Source organism: Methanoculleus sp. UBA303, assembly GCA_002501655.1.
Classification (GTDB): domain Archaea; phylum Halobacteriota; class Methanomicrobia; order Methanomicrobiales; family Methanoculleaceae; genus Methanoculleus.
Map to the genome: position 1 here is coordinate 66,531 of DANY01000029.1, position 15,980 is coordinate 82,510.

Below are 15,980 nucleotides of genomic sequence, written 5' to 3' on the forward strand. Positions count from 1 at the left end.
CCTCTAAGGAGGAGTGCCGGCATCAGGCCGGCCTATTCGGAGGGCGTTTGCTATGACCGCGAGCGAGAGCCCCATATCCCCGAACGCCACCGCCATCCAGAGGGTGACGAGGCCCAGGACGGCGAGCCCGGCGATGCCGAGTTTCACCACGACCGCTGTTGCGACGTTCTGCCGTACGACCGAGACCGTCTTCTCCGAGAGGGCCACGAGATAGGCGATCCGGGATATGTCGTCCTCCATCACGACGATATCGGCCGCCTCGATCGCGATATCCGACCCGATGGCCCCCATCGCGACCCCGACATTCGCCCGGGCCAGCGCCGGCGCGTCGTTGACGCCGTCGCCGACCATCACCACGAGCCCATAGCGGTCCATCAGCCGCTCGACCATCGCCACCTTCTCCTCCGGGAGGAGGCCGGCATGGCACTCGTCGATACCGATGCGGCGGGCCACCGCCTCCCCGACACGCTCGTTGTCCCCGGTGAGCATCACCGTCCTGATACCCCGCGCCTCCAGATCGGCCACCGTCTCCCGGGCATCCTCCCTGATGACGTCCGAGAGGGCGATGAGCCCGATGACCGCCGAGTCGGTGCCGGCGAGGACAACGGTCTTTCCCTCGCTCTCCAGGCGGTCGTACTCCGCCCGCCATACCCTGCCGCTGGCCTCCGGGAAGAGCGCGGCGTTCCCGAGGAGGTGGATTTCATCGTCGATCCTTCCCTGGACACCCCTGCCGGTGATCGATGCGAACTCCTCTACATCCCGGAGGTCGCCGCCCTTCTCCTCGGCCCGCCGCAGGATCGCCTCCGCTATCGGGTGGCCGGAGCGTGACTCAAGCGACGCGGCGATCGCGAGCACCTCAGCCTCCGGCACCCCGAAACCGATGACGTCGTCCACCGCGAGCCTTCCGGTCGTGAGCGTCCCGGTCTTGTCGAAGACGATCACCCGGGCAAGCCCCACGGCCTCGAGGGAGTCCCGCCCCTTGATGAGCACGCCGTTGTGTGCCGCGGTCGTTATCCCCGAGACCATCGAGACCGGGGTGGATATGGCGAGCGCGCAGGGGCAGGATATGACGAGCAGGATCAGCGCCCGGTAGAAAGCCTCGAGGAACGGGACGCCGAAGGCGAGCGGCGGGACCACGATGAGGAGAGCGGCGACGAGGATGACTGCTGGCGTGTAGTAGCGGGAGAACCGCTCGATGAACGCTTCGGTGGGGGAGGTGTGGGCCTGGGCCTCCGCGACCAGGGCGACGACCCGGGCTATCGTGCTCTCCTCTTCGGGCTTCGTCACCCGGACCTCGAGGTAGCCGTCTGCGTTCCGGGTTCCGGCATAGACACCGTCCCCGACACCTTTGGCCACCGGGACGCTCTCTCCCGTGATCGGCGCCTGGTCGACCGAGGATGCGCCGGCGGTGACGATGCCGTCGAGCGCGACGGTGTCGCCCGGCCTGACGATCACGGTCTCCCCCACGCCGACTTCGCCGACTCCGACGGTCACTTCCCCGCCGTCCCGCCGGACCCGGGTCGTCTGCGGTGCGATATCGAGGAGCGACGCTATCGAGCGATGCGCTCTCCCGGCCGCGTACTCCTCCAGGAACTCGGCGATGGCGTAGAGGTAGAGGACGGTAGCGCCCTCGGCGGGGTTTGCGGTCAGGAACGCCCCCGCCGCCGCGATCGTGATGAGCACGGCGATGCTGAACCGGAACCGGATGATGGCGAGGATTCCGGCCTTCAGGACGTCGTAGCCTGATATGACAGCGGCAGCGAGCAGCAGGGCCGTGCCGGCGAGAGGATACGGGGTAAAATACTCGACGTATATCCCCGCGAGAAGGAGGACGCCTGAGACCGCGAAGATCGTGATCTCCCGGCGGTCGACGGCCGGCCCGTGGATCTCGCAGACCCCGGCCCGGCAGCGGGGGCACTCCTCATCTCCGGGCATGGTCCGCCTCCAGGCAGGCCGCAGCCCATCGGGTGTGGGTCTTCATCAAGAGGTGATCTGGGCTCCGTGCAACTTAAGGATAGTGCCAGTCCGGGTGCTCCCGGATTCACCCGGGGCTGCTCCAACGCGATCACCCAATGGAACAGGGCTGGAACAAAACGATACCTTTTCTAATAAGCGACAAATGTTATGATCAAATCGTCCAGGTGATCGAAAGGTCACCTCTCTCCATAGAGTGCCCCGGCACCGGCCGGACATGCGGGATATGCACAGGATACCGGGTGTTATGCCAGTTCCACCACCCCTCTGCAGGACCTGAACACATGCCTACACCAGACTTCACCACGACCCTCCCGGACGAACCAGGAGCGCCTGCCCAGCTCGCCGACGAGACGGTCCCCTACGGCATCTGGATCTCCGGGCCTGACGGCAGGGTGCTCTACCTCTCAGACTCCTACCTCAACCTCGCCGGGATGACGCTTGAGGAGTGCCGCGGTTCCGGATGGGCGCGCAACATCCACCCGGAGGAGGCGGACGCGGTGCTCGCCGCATGGGAGCGCTCTGTCGCGACCGGCGAGACCTGGAGCCGCGACTACCGCATCCTGGGAGCCGATGGGGAGTACCATACCATCGCGAGCAGGGGCGTGCCCATCCGGGACGCCTCCGGCCGGGTCATCCTCTGGGCGGGGGCCAACCTTGACGTCACCGGCCGGGACAAACTGCATGGGCAGGTGAAGGAGTTCCGGACGCTCTACGCGATATCAAGGCTGATCGGGGAGGGCGGCGCCGACCTTGAGGAGGTCTTCCGGCGGACGGCCGTCCTCCTGCCCCGGGGGTTCCGGCACCCGGAGCAGGTATCGGCAGAGGTCGTGCCCGGGACCGCGGCGCCGTGCCCCGGGAGGATCGCCGCCCCGATCACCGCCGGGGGGAGGCCGGCCGGGCATCTTGTGGTGGAGACCGTCGACCCCGTCCGGCCGCAGGAGCGCGACCTCGTCGGGGCGGTCGCCGCGATGCTCGGGGCCGCCGTTGCGCAGGCGGGGGCAAAGCGGGAGACTCTAGCCTCTGAACGGCAGTACCGCCTCCTCTTCGACCAGATGCTGGACGCCGGGCTCCTCCTTGAGATCCTCCGCGACTGTTCCGGGGATCCTGTCGGCTTCCGGGTCATCCGGATCAACCGCAAGGCTGAGGAGAGCCTCGGGCGCCGCAGGGAAGAGGTTGCCGGAGAAGACCTCGTCACGGCTGTTCCATCGATCGGCCCTGCCGCATTTGATCTCTTCTGTCAGGTCGCGCGGACCGGGACACCGGTGCACCGCGAGGTCTCCAGTCCGGCGACCGGCGCCAGGTATGAACTGAAGGCATACCGACCGGAGTATGACTGGCTCGTCGTCATCGCAGATGATATCACAAAACGGCGGCGGGCGGAAGAGGTGCTCCGGGAGCAGCAGATCGCTCTGGATAACCGGATGAGAGAACTCACGGCGCTCTATGCCATGACAGACATCGTCGAGCGACCTGGGATATCGACCGACGAGATCCTCCGGGAGGTTGCCGCCATCCTCCCCGCCGGCTGGCTCCACCCCGGGGATGCCGCCGCCCGGATCACAGTCGATGGCCGGGAGTACCTCTCGGCCGAGTTCGTGGAGACCTGCTGGAAGCAGGTGAGCCCGGTTGTCGTTCATGGCCGAATCGCCGGGAGGGTGGAGGTCTGCTACCGCCATGAGCAGCCCCGGGAGGACGAAGGGCCGTTCCTCGCCGAAGAACGCTCCCTGATCGATACTGTCGCCGAGAGGCTCGGCCGGACTATTGAGCGGATGCGGGCCGACGAGGGGCTCCGGAGGAGCGAGGAGAAGTACCGCCTCCTCTTTGAGCAGATGCTTGAGAGTTACACCCTCTATGAGGTAGTCCGCGACGACGAAGGGGATCCCGCTGACTACCGCCTCCTCGAGTTGAACGAGAGAGCGGCCGCCGTCTTCGGCCGCAGCCGCGAGGAACTGATCGGGCGACGGCTCTTCGATATCTTCCCGGCGATCTGTGAGGGGGCCCGCGTCATCTACGGGGAGGTCGCCGAGACCGGTGCTCCGGTACAGCGGCGGTTGCAGGAGCCGGGAAGCGGGCGATGGTATGACCTGCAAATATACCGCCCGCAGGCCGGGCGGCTCGCCATCACGGGGCAGGATATCACCGAGCAGAAGAGAGCAGAACTCGCCCTCCGGGAGAGCGAGGAGAGGTTCCGGGGGATCTTCGAGCAGGCAGGGACCGGGATCGCGCTCATCGACCCGGAAGGGAGGATCACGAGGACGAACCCGGCGTTTGTGCGCATGTTCGGCTACGACGAGGACGAACTGCATTCCATGCTCTTCCAGGACCTGATCTACCCGTCCGAGAGGGAGGTGGCCGGCGCTCTCCTGCACAAGGCGGCCTCGGGGGAGAGCACTCGCCGGGAGAAGCGCTACGTGACAAAAGACGGCAGGATCATCTGGGGGCGCCTGACCACGTCTCTGCTCCGCGACCCGGAAGGGAAGGGGCTCGTCATCGGAATGGTGGATGATGTCACCGACCTGCGAGAGGTACAGAACGCCCTGCTGGAGAGCGAAGAACGGTTCCGGGAGATCGCCCAGCGGAGTTTCGATATGATCTACACCTGCTACGCTGACCGGGGGATCACCTACATCTCCCCGGCCGTAACGAGGATCCTCGGCTATATCCCTGAAGAGATGATCGGTGTGCGGTGCAGCGACTACGTCCTCGCGAAGACCCGCCCCGACTGGCTGGAGGCCAGGACCCGGATTGCCCGGGGAGAGCCTGTCGAGGGGCTGCTGGTGGAGCTCCGCCGGAAGGACGGGACGGCCGCCGCCGTCGAGATGAACGAATCGCCGATCATGGAGGGCGGTGCGGTGGTCGGCGTCCAGGTCGTCGGCCGGGACGTCTCGGACCGGAAGCGCTACGAAGATATGCGGCTGCAGGCGTTCTACCAGATCGAGCAGAACATCGAGCAGTTCGCGGTCCTTGCCGACCACATCCGCCTGCCCCTGCAGGTGATCCTCGGCATGGCCGACCTGACTGATGATGCGAAGACATCGGAGAAGATCCGGGAGCAGGTAGAACGGATCAATGCGATCGTGAAGCAGCTTGACGAAGGCTGGGTCGAATCACGCGAGATCCGGGAGTTCCTGCGGAGGAACGAACTGGTGTAGCGGCTGGCGGCCGATCGTCTCCCGGCCCGGGTTCGTTTGGGAAGAACTCGTTCCTCCTGCGGCACCACGGGGTATACCTTTTTTTCGAATGACATCCTATGCTTCATTATCGACTATTGGAAAGATTGATGCGTAATTAAATATATTGTACTTAAAATAAAAATTTGGTTGGAGTGCCGGCCCGTATAGCGATCGCATTGCTGTGCGACAGCGATGAGACCCAGAGAATAAGCCTGAAGACCGGTCCGGCGCCTCCCCGTCACGCGGGCGAAAGAGCCTGGCCCGATCCCGAACTATGCAGAACGACTCCATGCAGGCAGAACTCACTACCGGATATCATCCTCCGAGCGGCGCAGATCTCCGGCAAGGCCGCATGGAGGAGGATGTCGCAGAACCCGGCATGCGGACGTCGTTTGTTGTCTTTGTGGTGCTCCTCGCCGCCCTCGCAGCGACCAGCCTCTACAACTACCTCCTCTTCCACACGATCGCCGAGCTCGTCGCTGTTGGAATAGCGATAGCGGTCTTCACCGTTGCCTGGAATGCCCGGACGATGCGGGAGAACAGTTACCTGCTGGTCGCCGGCACCGGGCTCCTCTTCGTGGCGGGGATCGGCCTCGTCCACACCCTCGCTTACCAGGGGATGGGGATCTTCGTCGGCTACGATGCAAACCTCCCGACGCAGCTCTGGATCGCTTCCCGCTACCTCCTTGCGGGGACGCTCCTCGCCGCACCGCTCCTGCTCCGGAGGAACCCGGCTCCTCAACGGGTCTTTTCCGGATTTGTGGGGGCCTTTCTGCTCCTCGTCCTCTCGATCTTCGTCGTCCCGGTCTTCCCCGACTGCTACGTCGAAGGCTCGGGGCTGACGGCGTTCAAGGTCTTAAGCGAGTACGTCATAGCGGTCCTGCTCGCCCTTGGGGCCGTCGCCGTCTACCGGCTGCGGGACGTCTTCTCGTCCCGGGTGGCGGGCCACCTGGTCGCGGCCATCCTCGTCCTGATCGCATCAGAGCTCGCCTTCACGCTTTATGCCAGCGTCTACGGGATCCCGAACATGGTCGGCCACCTCCTGATGGTGCTCTCGTTTGGGCTCTTCTACATAGCCTTTGTCGAGACCGGGATTCGGCAGCCCTACGCAGTGGTCTTTACCGGCTTAACGAGAAGCAAGGAGCGGCTGCGGCGGGAGAAGGACCGGCTCGGGCAGTACCTTGATATCGCCGGCGCCCTCTTCGTCGTCCTGGACGCAGACGGGCGCGTCAGCCTCATCAACCGCCGGGCGTCCGAGATCCTCGGCTACCCGGCCGATGCGGTCGTGGGCGAGCCCTGGATCGAGCGATTCATCCCCCCGGGAGAACGGGAACGTCTCCACGCGCTCTTTCGCGGGCTGATGCGCGGGGATACTGAGCCGGTATACGCGAGGACGCCGGTCCTCACTGCCGACGGCGGCGAGCGAATCATCGAGTGGCACAACGCCGTGCTCCGGGACGATGACGGCGCCATCTGCGGGACGCTCAGTTCGGGTGAGGATATCACCGAACGGCAGTACGCCGAGGCGGCACTCGGCCGGGCGAACGCGAAATTAAACCTTCTATCGGGCATCACCCGCCACGATATACTCAACCAGATCAACGTTGCACGCGCCTACATCGACTTCGCCGCGGAGGACAGCGTGGATCCCGGTGCCCGGGACTGCCTGGAACGTGCCCGGGTTGCCGTGGACGAGATCCAGAAGCAGATCGAGTTCAGCCGGGACTACCAGGACATGGGGGTGAAGGAGCCTATCTGGCAGAGGCCGGAGGACCTCATCAGAGAGAGCGCCCGCGACCTCGCCCTCCCGGCGGAGGTCGGGGTGCGGGTGGATCTCGCCGGTCTTGAGGTCTACGCGGACCCGATGGTGAAGAAGGTCTTCTACAATCTCATCGACAACGCCGTCCGCCACGGCGGGAGGGTGACGGAGGTCCGGTTCTCCTGCGTGAGGTCCGGGCAGGATCTGCTGATCCTCTGCGAGGACGACGGCACCGGCATCCCGGACGGCGAGAAGGCGGCGATCTTCCGCGAGACGTATAAGCGCCGGTACGGGCACGGGCTGTTCCTGGTCGCGGGGATTCTTGGGATCACGGGGATGACGATCCGGGAGACGGGGGTTCCCGGGGAGGGGGCACGGTTTGAGGTGAGGGTGCCGAATGGGGAGTATAGGTTTGGGGATGGAGACGACTATTAAATGAATTTAATCAATTCATCCCAGATATAAAGAAAAACAGTTAATTTTCTTCCACGTTGCACTTATTATAACAGTGTGGTTGGTGTGGAGCGGTATCTTCGCCTGCTGGATATCATTATCGGGGCCGCCTGTGCCTTCGTGGCTCTCACGGGCACGGAAAAAAGTTTTTCCATGAATCCTGGATTATGACCTCACAGGCCGGGAGGTAGAGAACATCCCCCACCCAACACCAGTTTCAGCAGGGATGTGGTGACCAACCCTGACCGCCTCCTGGACATCCTCGCCAGGGGCGGTTCCGGCTACCACTTCTACGGCAAAGGGGCCGACCGGATCGCCGTCCGGCGGTCTTCATCCTCATGAGCGCACGAGAGGGGGCGGGGCCGATCTGGTGCCGCCCCAGGGGTGATTAGCCACCACGGTCCAGTGCATGGGGACAAATTTGGGAAAGAACTGGGTTCCGTCTATCCCTGAACTCACCTTGCTCCCTCCGGGAACCCTTCTCCTGAGCCACTCCGGACACCGATTTCCACCGGCTATCGCCACGCACTGCCCCCGCCCCCCCGGGGGATATCCACCGCGGTCCACAGCCCGGGGCGAGCCGGGGGAAAACCGGGTCCGGCACCCGGCGCACCGGTGGGGGGATGTCCCATGCTCCCACCACGGCCAGAACCAGGATTCAAAAAAGGGGTTGAATACCCCGGGGCATCCCGGGAGTCCCCGTCACTCCCGGGACGCCGGCTCGATATGGTTCTGTGCAGCCGGCGTCGTCTCCCGGCCCTGGGGGGTCCGCTTGATGAACCCAATCTGGATCAGGTAGGGTTCATAGACCTCCTCGACCGTCCGCACCTCTTCCCCGACCGATATCGCGATCGTCCTGACACCCACCGGCCCGCCGCCGAAATCGTGCGCGATCACCGAGAGGATACGTCTATCGAGTTCGTCCAGGCCCAGCCGGTCGATGCCGAGCATGGTCAGCGCGAGGTCGGCGGTCTCCACGTCGATGCTGCCGTCACCCCTGACCAGGGCGAAGTCACGCACCCGCCGAAGCAGGCGGTTTGCAATCCTGGGTGTTCCGCGGCTCCGCTTCGCGATCTCGAACGCGCCTTCGGGGGTGATCGGAGTCTGCATGATCCCGGCGCTCCGCTGGACGATCTTCGCAAGGTCTCGGGCCTCATAGAGGTTGAGCCGGAAGATGAAACCGAACCTGTCCCTGAGCGGAGACCCGAGCAGCCCGACCTTTGTCGTCGCACCGACCAGGGTGAACTGCTCAAGCGGGAGCTGGACAGACCGTGCTCCTGGCCCCTCGCCGATCATCACGTCGATGCAGGAATCCTCCATCGCCGGATACAGGATCTCCTCGACCACCGGGTTTAAGCGGTGGATCTCGTCTATGAAGAGGATGTCATCCCGGGAGAGCGCTGTCAGCTGGGCGGCAAGGTCGCCCGGCCGATCGAGCACCGGGCCGGCGGTGGTCCTGATCGCCACCCCCATCTCGCGGGCGATGATCCGGGCAAGCGTCGTCTTCCCAAGGCCGGGCGGCCCGGAGAAGAGGATGTGGTCCAGGGGTTCGCCGCGTTTCTTTGCGGCCGCTATGGCGATGGCAAGGGTCTCTTTCACCTGCGGCTGACCCACGAACTCGTCAAATCGTGCCGGTCTGATCGTGGCGTCATCTACCTCTTCGGGCAGGGCAGCGGGTGAGGCGATTCGTTCCTTCATGGTCGCTCCCGCAGGCGGGTGAGCGAGGCGCGGATCAGATCCTGCACCGTTGGAGCGGGCAGGTCGGGCAGGACGGCGTCGACCGCATCTTCTGCCTCGCGCTCAGAGAACCCAAGCGATATCAGGGCGCTCGCAGCGTCGCAGGCCTCCGTCCGGCGCCTGCCGCCGGGCAGCGTCGCCGCACACTTCTTCATCTTGTCTTTTAGTTCCAGGATCAGGCGTTTGGCGCTCTTTGACCCGATCCCCGGGATCCGGGTGAGCACTTTCTCGTCATCGTTCAGGATCGCGATCGCGAAATCTTCAAACGAGATCCGCGAGAGGATGTTCATGGCGGTCTGGGGGCCGATCCCGGTGACACCGATCAGGATCGTGAAGAGTTCCCTCTCACGTGGGTGGGAGAACCCATAGAGCTGGATGTCGTCGTCACGGACCACCATGTAGGTGTGGACCATGACACGGCCCTGCATCTCTAAAAGATCCTGCAGCGTGGGCCCTGTGACCTGCACCCTGTAGCCGACGCCGCCGATATCGATCACCACCCACCGGTCTCCGGTGGATGCCAGTTCTCCAGAAAGATGGGCTATCATGGTTACCGCAACATATTGATGTGACAGAGTGCGATGGCGAGGCCGTCCGCAGCGTCGTCTGGCCGGGGGAGTTCCTGCAGCCGAAGAAGCCGCCGCATCATCTCCTGCATCTGGTGTTTGTCGGCACGCCCCGACCCGGTCACCGCCAGCTTGACCTGGTTTGGGGTGTACTCTGTGACCGGGATCTCTCTCTGCTCTGCAGCGAGGAGGATGACGCCGCGCGCTTCGCTGACGCGCATGGCAGAGGTGATGTTCCTGGAGAAGAAGAGCTGCTCAAGGACAACACAGTCAGGGGCGTAATCGTCGAAGAGCAGCGAAATCTTCTCGTAGATCTCCAGCAGTCGCCGGGAGGGACGGCTATCGCCTCCGGTCTCTATGCAGCCGAAGGCCAGGGGGGTCGGGTAGGGGTCGCATCTCCTGAGAACGCCGTACCCGGTTCTCGCCACCCCGGGGTCGATTCCGATCACGATCATCTCCCTCACGCATGAGTATTCCGTTCTCCTGCTAGATACCTATTTCGCGGGGTTCCGGTCACCAGCACCGGTTGACCCCTCACTCTTCGGGGTGCCGCCGCCGGGCTCCGGATCGACGGGTGCGTGGGGCCGGCCGGCCCGCGCCGGCAACGATGTACCACTTCTCCGGCCGGATCGGGCCTTCACCCGGGCCGAATCCGTGAAGACCGGCATGCCGGACCCCGGCCCCGCCGGCGCAGCAGTGAACCGTGGCGACCATCGTGCCGGGGCCGGAGATAGCCCTCACCGCTCCTTCCGGAGCAGCCTCCAGTGGTAACCCCAGACGACAAGCCCCACCACGACCTGCGCCACGCTCCCGGGTAGATCGGGGTAGTACTGCGGCACCGGGTAGGGCTGGGGCGCCGGGTAGACGAAGACCTCGATTGCGACCGCGATGAGGTTCACGCTGCCTGCGATCGCGACGATGAGCGCGATGAACGAGACGGCGTAGAGGTAGACCCTCCACGCCGTGAGACCCTCCGTCGCCACACCTACCTCCTCCGTCCCGCACGCATCGCAGCCCCGGCGCCGAGGAGCCCGACGACGGCGAGCGCGACCGAAAATCCGGGCGCCTGCGTCGGCGTCGGCGCACCGCTGCTCTGGACCTTAAACTGCCCGACCTCTGCGGAGGACGGCCCCGCCGGGGTCGAGGTTGGGACCGGGAGGGAGACCGGCGACGTGCTTCTCGCGGAGTCGAGCACCACACCCGACTGCCCGCCGGCGATGACCACCTGCGGCGGCGGGGCCAGGGTGATCCGGCCGGTGCTGGTCGCAAAGGCCGCACCGCCCTCGATGAGCCGGATGCTGATCTCGTAGTCGTAGCCGTTTGGCACCGTGACGCGCACCTGCTTCTCGGCCGCTCTCTCCCCGGTAATTGTCCCAAGCGGCCGGGATTCCCGGACGGCCGTGATCCCTGTCTGGAGGTTGACGACCCGGATCTCCATCGCGAGGTTCCCGGAGGAGGCGCGGCCGCCATTCGTGATGGTGGTGACGATATCGAGTGTGATCGGGTCGGCGGCGAGATCAGGGGTCATGACATCGAGCGCGGTGACAGAGAGGAGCGAGTAGGCCAGCCTCCGCTCGATAACCGTCCTGTCCGGGAGGTAGACGTTCACCGATCCCGATTCCCGCATACGACCGCCCTGCCACACCTTCACCCAGATATCGTAACGCCTGCCGTTCTCGAGAACCAGCGAGACCTCCTCCTTCATGGTCTTCCCCGGCGTCAGGTTGCCGATTGGGAGAACCGTCTCCGCGACGACGATATCCGTCCCGGCCTCCTTCGCACTGACCTGCAGGTCGACGCTGTCGACATCAGCATAGACAGCGTCGAGATAGGGGATCACCACGACGGTGGTGACGTTTGACGGCGGCTGCCCGTCCGGAATACTGATATCCATGCTCCTGATCGTCACGTAGCCCGCCTGGGGCTGGGGCGATGTGCACCCGGCCGCGAGCACCAGAGACAGGAGTATGACGACCGCCGCTGCACCAGATAACCCTCTCATACCGCATCAGGAGAACCTTCAGACCAACGATAGAAAAGGTTTCCGCATTGTGGTCCTTCCTATCGGGTCCTGGGGAGGAAAAGCGGGTGAGGGACTGCGGATATCCATGATGAGAACCCGGAATGCCGGGTACCCGGAGTACTTCCTGGCTGGAGCCCTGCTTGCCTGCTCCTTCGCGGAGGGCTGTCCGCGGGTTCCGGGATACCGGCACCAGAAACCCTTCGAGGCCATCCGGCCGCCGGAACCCCGGATACATAGGTTCGATTTTTTTCGTAGTTTACCATCGCTTTATCTCCCGTTCTCGCCTATACTCTGGCGTAGAACGCTGAACAGAGAAGCGAGCAAGGCCTACATCCGCGCGGGGCATCAGTGCAGGACCTACGACGAGTACAGGGGCGCCCCGCACAGATGGGCCTCCATGTCTCTTTACTCATGCCGCGCGGGAGCCGGCATGCTGGCAATTCCCGAATTTGCAAAGAATATACAGGGCCTTCTGTGAAAATCGTGGTTTCGCAACGGCTGAAATCATGATCCTGCCTCGACGTGTAGACGCGTGACACAGAAAACGTTAATAAGAGGATATCAAAGTCTGCAGTAAGCGCCGCAAGACTGGCCCGGCGGAGTATGATATGATACAAACTGAGAACCTCACCAAGGTATACAACGGGAAGACGGCCGTCGACGGCCTCAACCTCGAGGTCGGGGAGGGCGAGATATTCGGCTTCCTCGGCCCGAACGGAGCGGGGAAGAGCACGACGATCCTGATGCTCACCGGCATGATCGAGCCTACCGGCGGGCGATGCCTCGTCGACGGGATCGAGGTCGCCAAAGACCCGCTGAAAGTGAAGAAGATCATCGGCTACCTCCCCGAAGACGTTGGGTTCTACGGGAACCTGACCGCCGAGCAGAACCTGGACTACTTTGCCCGGTTCTACGGGATGGACGCAAAGGAGCGAAAGACGCGAATCGCAGAACTGCTTGCGCTGGTCCACCTCGACGGCGTCACCCAGAAGGCCGGGGAGTACTCCCGCGGGATGAAGCAGCGGCTCGGGCTCGCCCAGGCGCTGATCAACGACCCCAGGGTGCTCTTCCTCGACGAACCGACGGCAAACCTCGACCCCGAGGGGGTCAGGGAGTACCGCGAGCTCGTCGAGCATCTCGCCGGCGAAGGAAAGACGGTCTTTGTCTCCTCCCACATCCTCTCCGAGGTCAGGGAGGTCTGCCGGACCGTCGGGCTGCTCGCGAAAGGAAAACTCGTCGCGCAGGGAACCCTCGAGGAGGTCGCCCGGACGCTCGCCCCCTCAGACGGCGACGCGGTCAGGATCGTGGTCGAGACCCGGGAGCACCTGCCCGAGCTCGATGACCCCGGGATCATCGACGTCGAGCGGAACGGGAACCGGGCGATCGTCCGGGCAAAGACCGACATCCGGGACCGGCTTGCAGCAACCCTCTTTGAGCAGGGCGTGCACGTCCGGGAGATGCGGGTCGAAGAGCCGGATATCGAGGACGTCTTCATGGCGATCTACCGGAGATGAGAAGATGGCAGCAGAACGATTGTTCACCGTAGCACGCAAAGAGTTCTCCGACCATATCACCAGCAGGCGCTTTGTCATCATCCTCGCGCTGCTCCTCGTGATATCAGCGATCGGTATGCACACCGGCATCGGGCACTACAACGACAGGCTGGAGTCCTACAACCAGCAGCTCCAGCAGATGGAGGAGAGTGATGCGATGGTCAAGGTCGTGGGGCCCTACCCTGGCTGGATGCCCGAGAAGCCCTCGATCATGCTCGTCTTCAACGCTATGATGAGTTACATGACGACGCTTGGGGGGGTTCTTGCCATCGCCATCGGGTTTGACCTGGTCTCAAAGGAGAAGGAGACCAGATCGTTGAAATCGCTCCTCTCGCACCCGGTCTACCGCGACGAGATCATCAACGGCAAGGCGCTCGGGGGTATCGGCGCGCTCGGGTTCGCCATGGTGCTCGCCCTCGCCATCTCACTTGCGATGCTCCTCGTCTTCTCGATCGTCCCGACACTCGATGAATTTGCCGCCATCCTGGTCTTTGGGGCGGTCTCGCTCGGGTTCCTGCTCGCCTACTTTGCCATCGCGCTCACGATGTCGACGGTTGCAAAAGAGAGCGGGAACGCCCTGATCTACACCCTCGTGATCTTCTTTGCCGTCACCACGCTCCTCCCGGTGCTCGGGATGATGGCTGGCGACGCTTTCGCAGGCGACCGGCCTGAGCCGCCCCAGACGGCTCCCATGCCGACCCCCGTGGGGAGATCGGTCACGGGTACCGCCAGCGGCGGCGGATATTTCACCACCAGCGTCTCGACTAAGACCGTGGTGCATGGCGGCGAGGTGGAGGTAGACCCGGAGTGGCAACAGTACGAAGAGGACGTAAAGGCGTATACAGAGAAACGAATGCTCATAAACGACGTCACAAACCTCATCTCGCCGCAGATGAACTACTACAAGGTCGCGATGGCGGTCACGAACCCCCGGATCGCCGTGATGATGAACTCACCCTACAGCACGAAGCCGATGCCGGAGGAGACCCCCGGGCTTGCCGAGGCCCTCAGCCAGGTCTGGATGAACATCGCGGCGCTCATCGTCTTCCCATCGGTCTTCTTCGCCGCGACCTACATCAAGTTCATGAGGATGGATATCCGATGACCGCGAGAAGAATCCTCCTCATCCTCCTCCTCGTGGCGCTGGCCGTCCCGGGAGCAGCAGCTGCACAGGGCGGGTCAATGTCGACGGAGATCCGGTGCAACTTCCCGGGCGAGATGATCGAGGCGGGTGATACCGCCGTCTTCGATCTTGCAGTCACGAACCGGGGGGATACCGGAACGTGCCTCCTCAACTACTGGACCTACCGGGGCACCGACGGCTGGAAGATCCGGTTCGAGGATAATGACCGCGACGTATACCGGATGCTGATCCCGGCTGGCGAGACAAAGCCCGTCCGCCTGGTGGCGGAGACCTCCGGCCATGCCGCGGTGGGGGAGTATCCCATCCGGGTGGGCATCGGGGAGGGCACGATCTGGCTCTATGTCAGGATCACGAAGACCCATAGCGACGAAGTGGGGACCCTTGAAGCTACCGCCGTGGATAAGGAAGGAAACGTCGTGAAGGGCGCCGACGTCGGCCTCTACGACGGCGATAACCGGGTCGAGGGGATGCTCACGACCGCCGAGGGCAAGGTGAGCATCGGCGCCCCGATGGGCACCTACACCGTCAGGGTCACCAAACCCGGCTACCGGCCGTGGGAGAAAGAGGGCGTCGAGGTCAGGATCGGTCGGACGACCGACCTGGGTATCGTGCCGCTTGAGAAGGAGAACTTCTTTGCTGAACTCAGGGTGAAGTCCCCGTCACGGATGGCGGCGATCGGCAGCAACACCCAGTATGAGATGACCCTGAAGAACGCCGGCAGGAACGACGATACGTATGCCCTCTCGGTCGAGGGCCTCCCCGAGCAGTGGTACGCCCGGTTCAAGGAGAGCCGTGACGCCGTCGAAGAGGTCTCTGAGATCTACATACCGTCCGGCGAGGAGAAGACCCTCTACCTCGATCTCATCCCGCCCTACTCGGTGGGTGTCGGGGAGTACAACTTCACGGCGGTGATCGACTCCTCCGCCCGGCAGTACGAGGAGAACATGACGCTCCGGCTCCGGGGGTCGTACAACATGCGGACCTACACGAAGAGTTACCGCCACGATATCGACCGCGGTGACACCCTCACGTTCGACATGACGGTTACAAACGCCGGCGTCGGGGGAGCGCTGACGAACATCGGGATCAACATGAGCGCACCGCAGGGGTGGCGAGCGACCGTCGACCCGGCCTCGGTTGCGAGCCTCGAACCAGGCGAGCGGGCGACGGTGCAGGTGACGGTTGTCCCACCGGCCGATATCGTCGCCGGCGAGTACAAGGTCGTCGCCCAGGTGAAGAGCGACCAGGCCGAAGGGGAAGATGAGTTCCGTGTCGTGGTGAAGGAGCAGTCTTACGTCGCGGTGCTCGGCCTCCTGGTGATGGCCGGGGTCGTCGCGGGACTCTGGTATATGTTCAGGAAGTACGGCCGCCGGTAAGGCCGGAACTATGAATATCTTTTTTTGGCTGGTGTCAACTACCCCCCCTAACGGAGGGGGCTTGCAGCTGGGGCCCCTTGCGGGGCACAGGGCTGCACTTTCATCGGTGCGAAGGTTGATGGTTCAAAAGTCGTCCTTATTCGCACGGGCCGGCTGACGCGGCCCCTACCGGTTATCCGTGGCACCACGGAATCACCGGCTACCTTTCGCAAAGGGTTC

At 63.9% G+C, this 15,980-nt stretch carries 12 protein-coding genes; 5 read left to right on the forward strand and 7 right to left on the reverse strand.

Translation table 11 applies throughout. The annotated features are described in order from the left end of the window. Nucleotides 1-3: 3 nt before the first annotated feature. Nucleotides 4-1,935, reverse strand: coding sequence for a heavy metal translocating P-type ATPase (locus BP846_RS06850; protein ID WP_292393737.1), 1,932 nt, complete (start codon nucleotides 1,933-1,935; stop codon nucleotides 4-6). A gap of 323 nt (nucleotides 1,936-2,258) precedes the next feature. On the opposite strand from BP846_RS06850, the gene BP846_RS06855 reads away from it, so the two are divergent. Then, a complete protein-coding gene (locus BP846_RS06855) occupies nucleotides 2,259-5,129 on the forward strand; it encodes a PAS domain S-box protein (protein ID WP_292393739.1) in 2,871 nt (956 codons plus the stop codon). Nucleotides 5,130-5,502: 373 nt separating this feature from the next. Beyond that, nucleotides 5,503-7,344 carry an MASE3 domain-containing protein gene (locus BP846_RS06860; RefSeq protein WP_292393741.1) on the forward strand — a complete coding sequence of 614 codons (1,842 nt, stop codon included), beginning with the start codon at nucleotides 5,503-5,505 and terminating at the stop codon, nucleotides 7,342-7,344. A 720-nt stretch (nucleotides 7,345-8,064) separates the two neighbouring features. Here BP846_RS06860 and ruvB read toward each other — a convergent pair. The 6 genes from ruvB to BP846_RS06890 all read right to left on the reverse strand — a co-directional run bounded on the left by ruvB (nucleotide 8,065) and on the right by BP846_RS06890 (nucleotide 11,667). After that, nucleotides 8,065-9,060, reverse strand: a complete 996-nt coding sequence (gene ruvB / locus BP846_RS06865) for a Holliday junction branch migration DNA helicase RuvB (RefSeq protein ID WP_292393743.1) — start codon at nucleotides 9,058-9,060, stop codon at nucleotides 8,065-8,067. Beyond that, complete coding sequence (gene ruvA, locus BP846_RS06870) at nucleotides 9,057-9,647, reverse strand: Holliday junction branch migration protein RuvA (RefSeq protein WP_292393745.1); 591 nt, start codon at nucleotides 9,645-9,647, stop codon at nucleotides 9,057-9,059. The genes ruvB and ruvA overlap by 4 nt, the downstream gene beginning before the upstream one ends. 2 nt (nucleotides 9,648-9,649) lie before the next feature. Continuing rightward, on the reverse strand, nucleotides 9,650-10,120 hold the full coding sequence (ruvC, locus tag BP846_RS06875; protein ID WP_292393747.1) for a crossover junction endodeoxyribonuclease RuvC: 471 nt from the start codon (nucleotides 10,118-10,120) through the stop codon (nucleotides 9,650-9,652). 79 nt (nucleotides 10,121-10,199) lie between these two features. Then, nucleotides 10,200-10,406, reverse strand: coding sequence for a hypothetical protein (locus BP846_RS06880; RefSeq protein ID WP_292393749.1), 207 nt, complete (start codon nucleotides 10,404-10,406; stop codon nucleotides 10,200-10,202). Continuing rightward, complete coding sequence (locus BP846_RS06885; RefSeq protein ID WP_292393751.1) at nucleotides 10,403-10,648, reverse strand: DUF5671 domain-containing protein; 246 nt, start codon at nucleotides 10,646-10,648, stop codon at nucleotides 10,403-10,405. Before BP846_RS06885 ends, BP846_RS06880 begins: the two co-directional genes overlap by 4 nt. A 2-nt stretch (nucleotides 10,649-10,650) precedes the next feature. After that, on the reverse strand, nucleotides 10,651-11,667 hold the full coding sequence (locus tag BP846_RS06890) for a DUF7490 domain-containing protein (protein WP_292393753.1): 1,017 nt from the start codon (nucleotides 11,665-11,667) through the stop codon (nucleotides 10,651-10,653). A 629-nt stretch (nucleotides 11,668-12,296) separates the two neighbouring features. Between BP846_RS06890 and BP846_RS06895 the strand changes: the two genes are divergently transcribed. Genes BP846_RS06895 through BP846_RS06905 form a run of 3 tightly spaced genes read left to right on the forward strand, consistent with a single transcriptional unit; the run spans nucleotide 12,297 to nucleotide 15,761 of the window. Continuing rightward, on the forward strand, nucleotides 12,297-13,202 hold the full coding sequence (locus BP846_RS06895) for an ABC transporter ATP-binding protein (RefSeq protein ID WP_292393755.1): 906 nt from the start codon (nucleotides 12,297-12,299) through the stop codon (nucleotides 13,200-13,202). A gap of 4 nt (nucleotides 13,203-13,206) precedes the next feature. Then, complete coding sequence (locus tag BP846_RS06900) at nucleotides 13,207-14,346, forward strand: ABC transporter permease (RefSeq protein ID WP_292393757.1); 1,140 nt, start codon at nucleotides 13,207-13,209, stop codon at nucleotides 14,344-14,346. Then, nucleotides 14,343-15,761: an NEW3 domain-containing protein gene (locus tag BP846_RS06905; protein ID WP_292393759.1), complete on the forward strand. Its 1,419-nt coding sequence runs from the start codon at nucleotides 14,343-14,345 to the stop codon at nucleotides 15,759-15,761. The genes BP846_RS06900 and BP846_RS06905 overlap by 4 nt, the downstream gene beginning before the upstream one ends. Nucleotides 15,762-15,980: the final 219 nt, after the last annotated feature.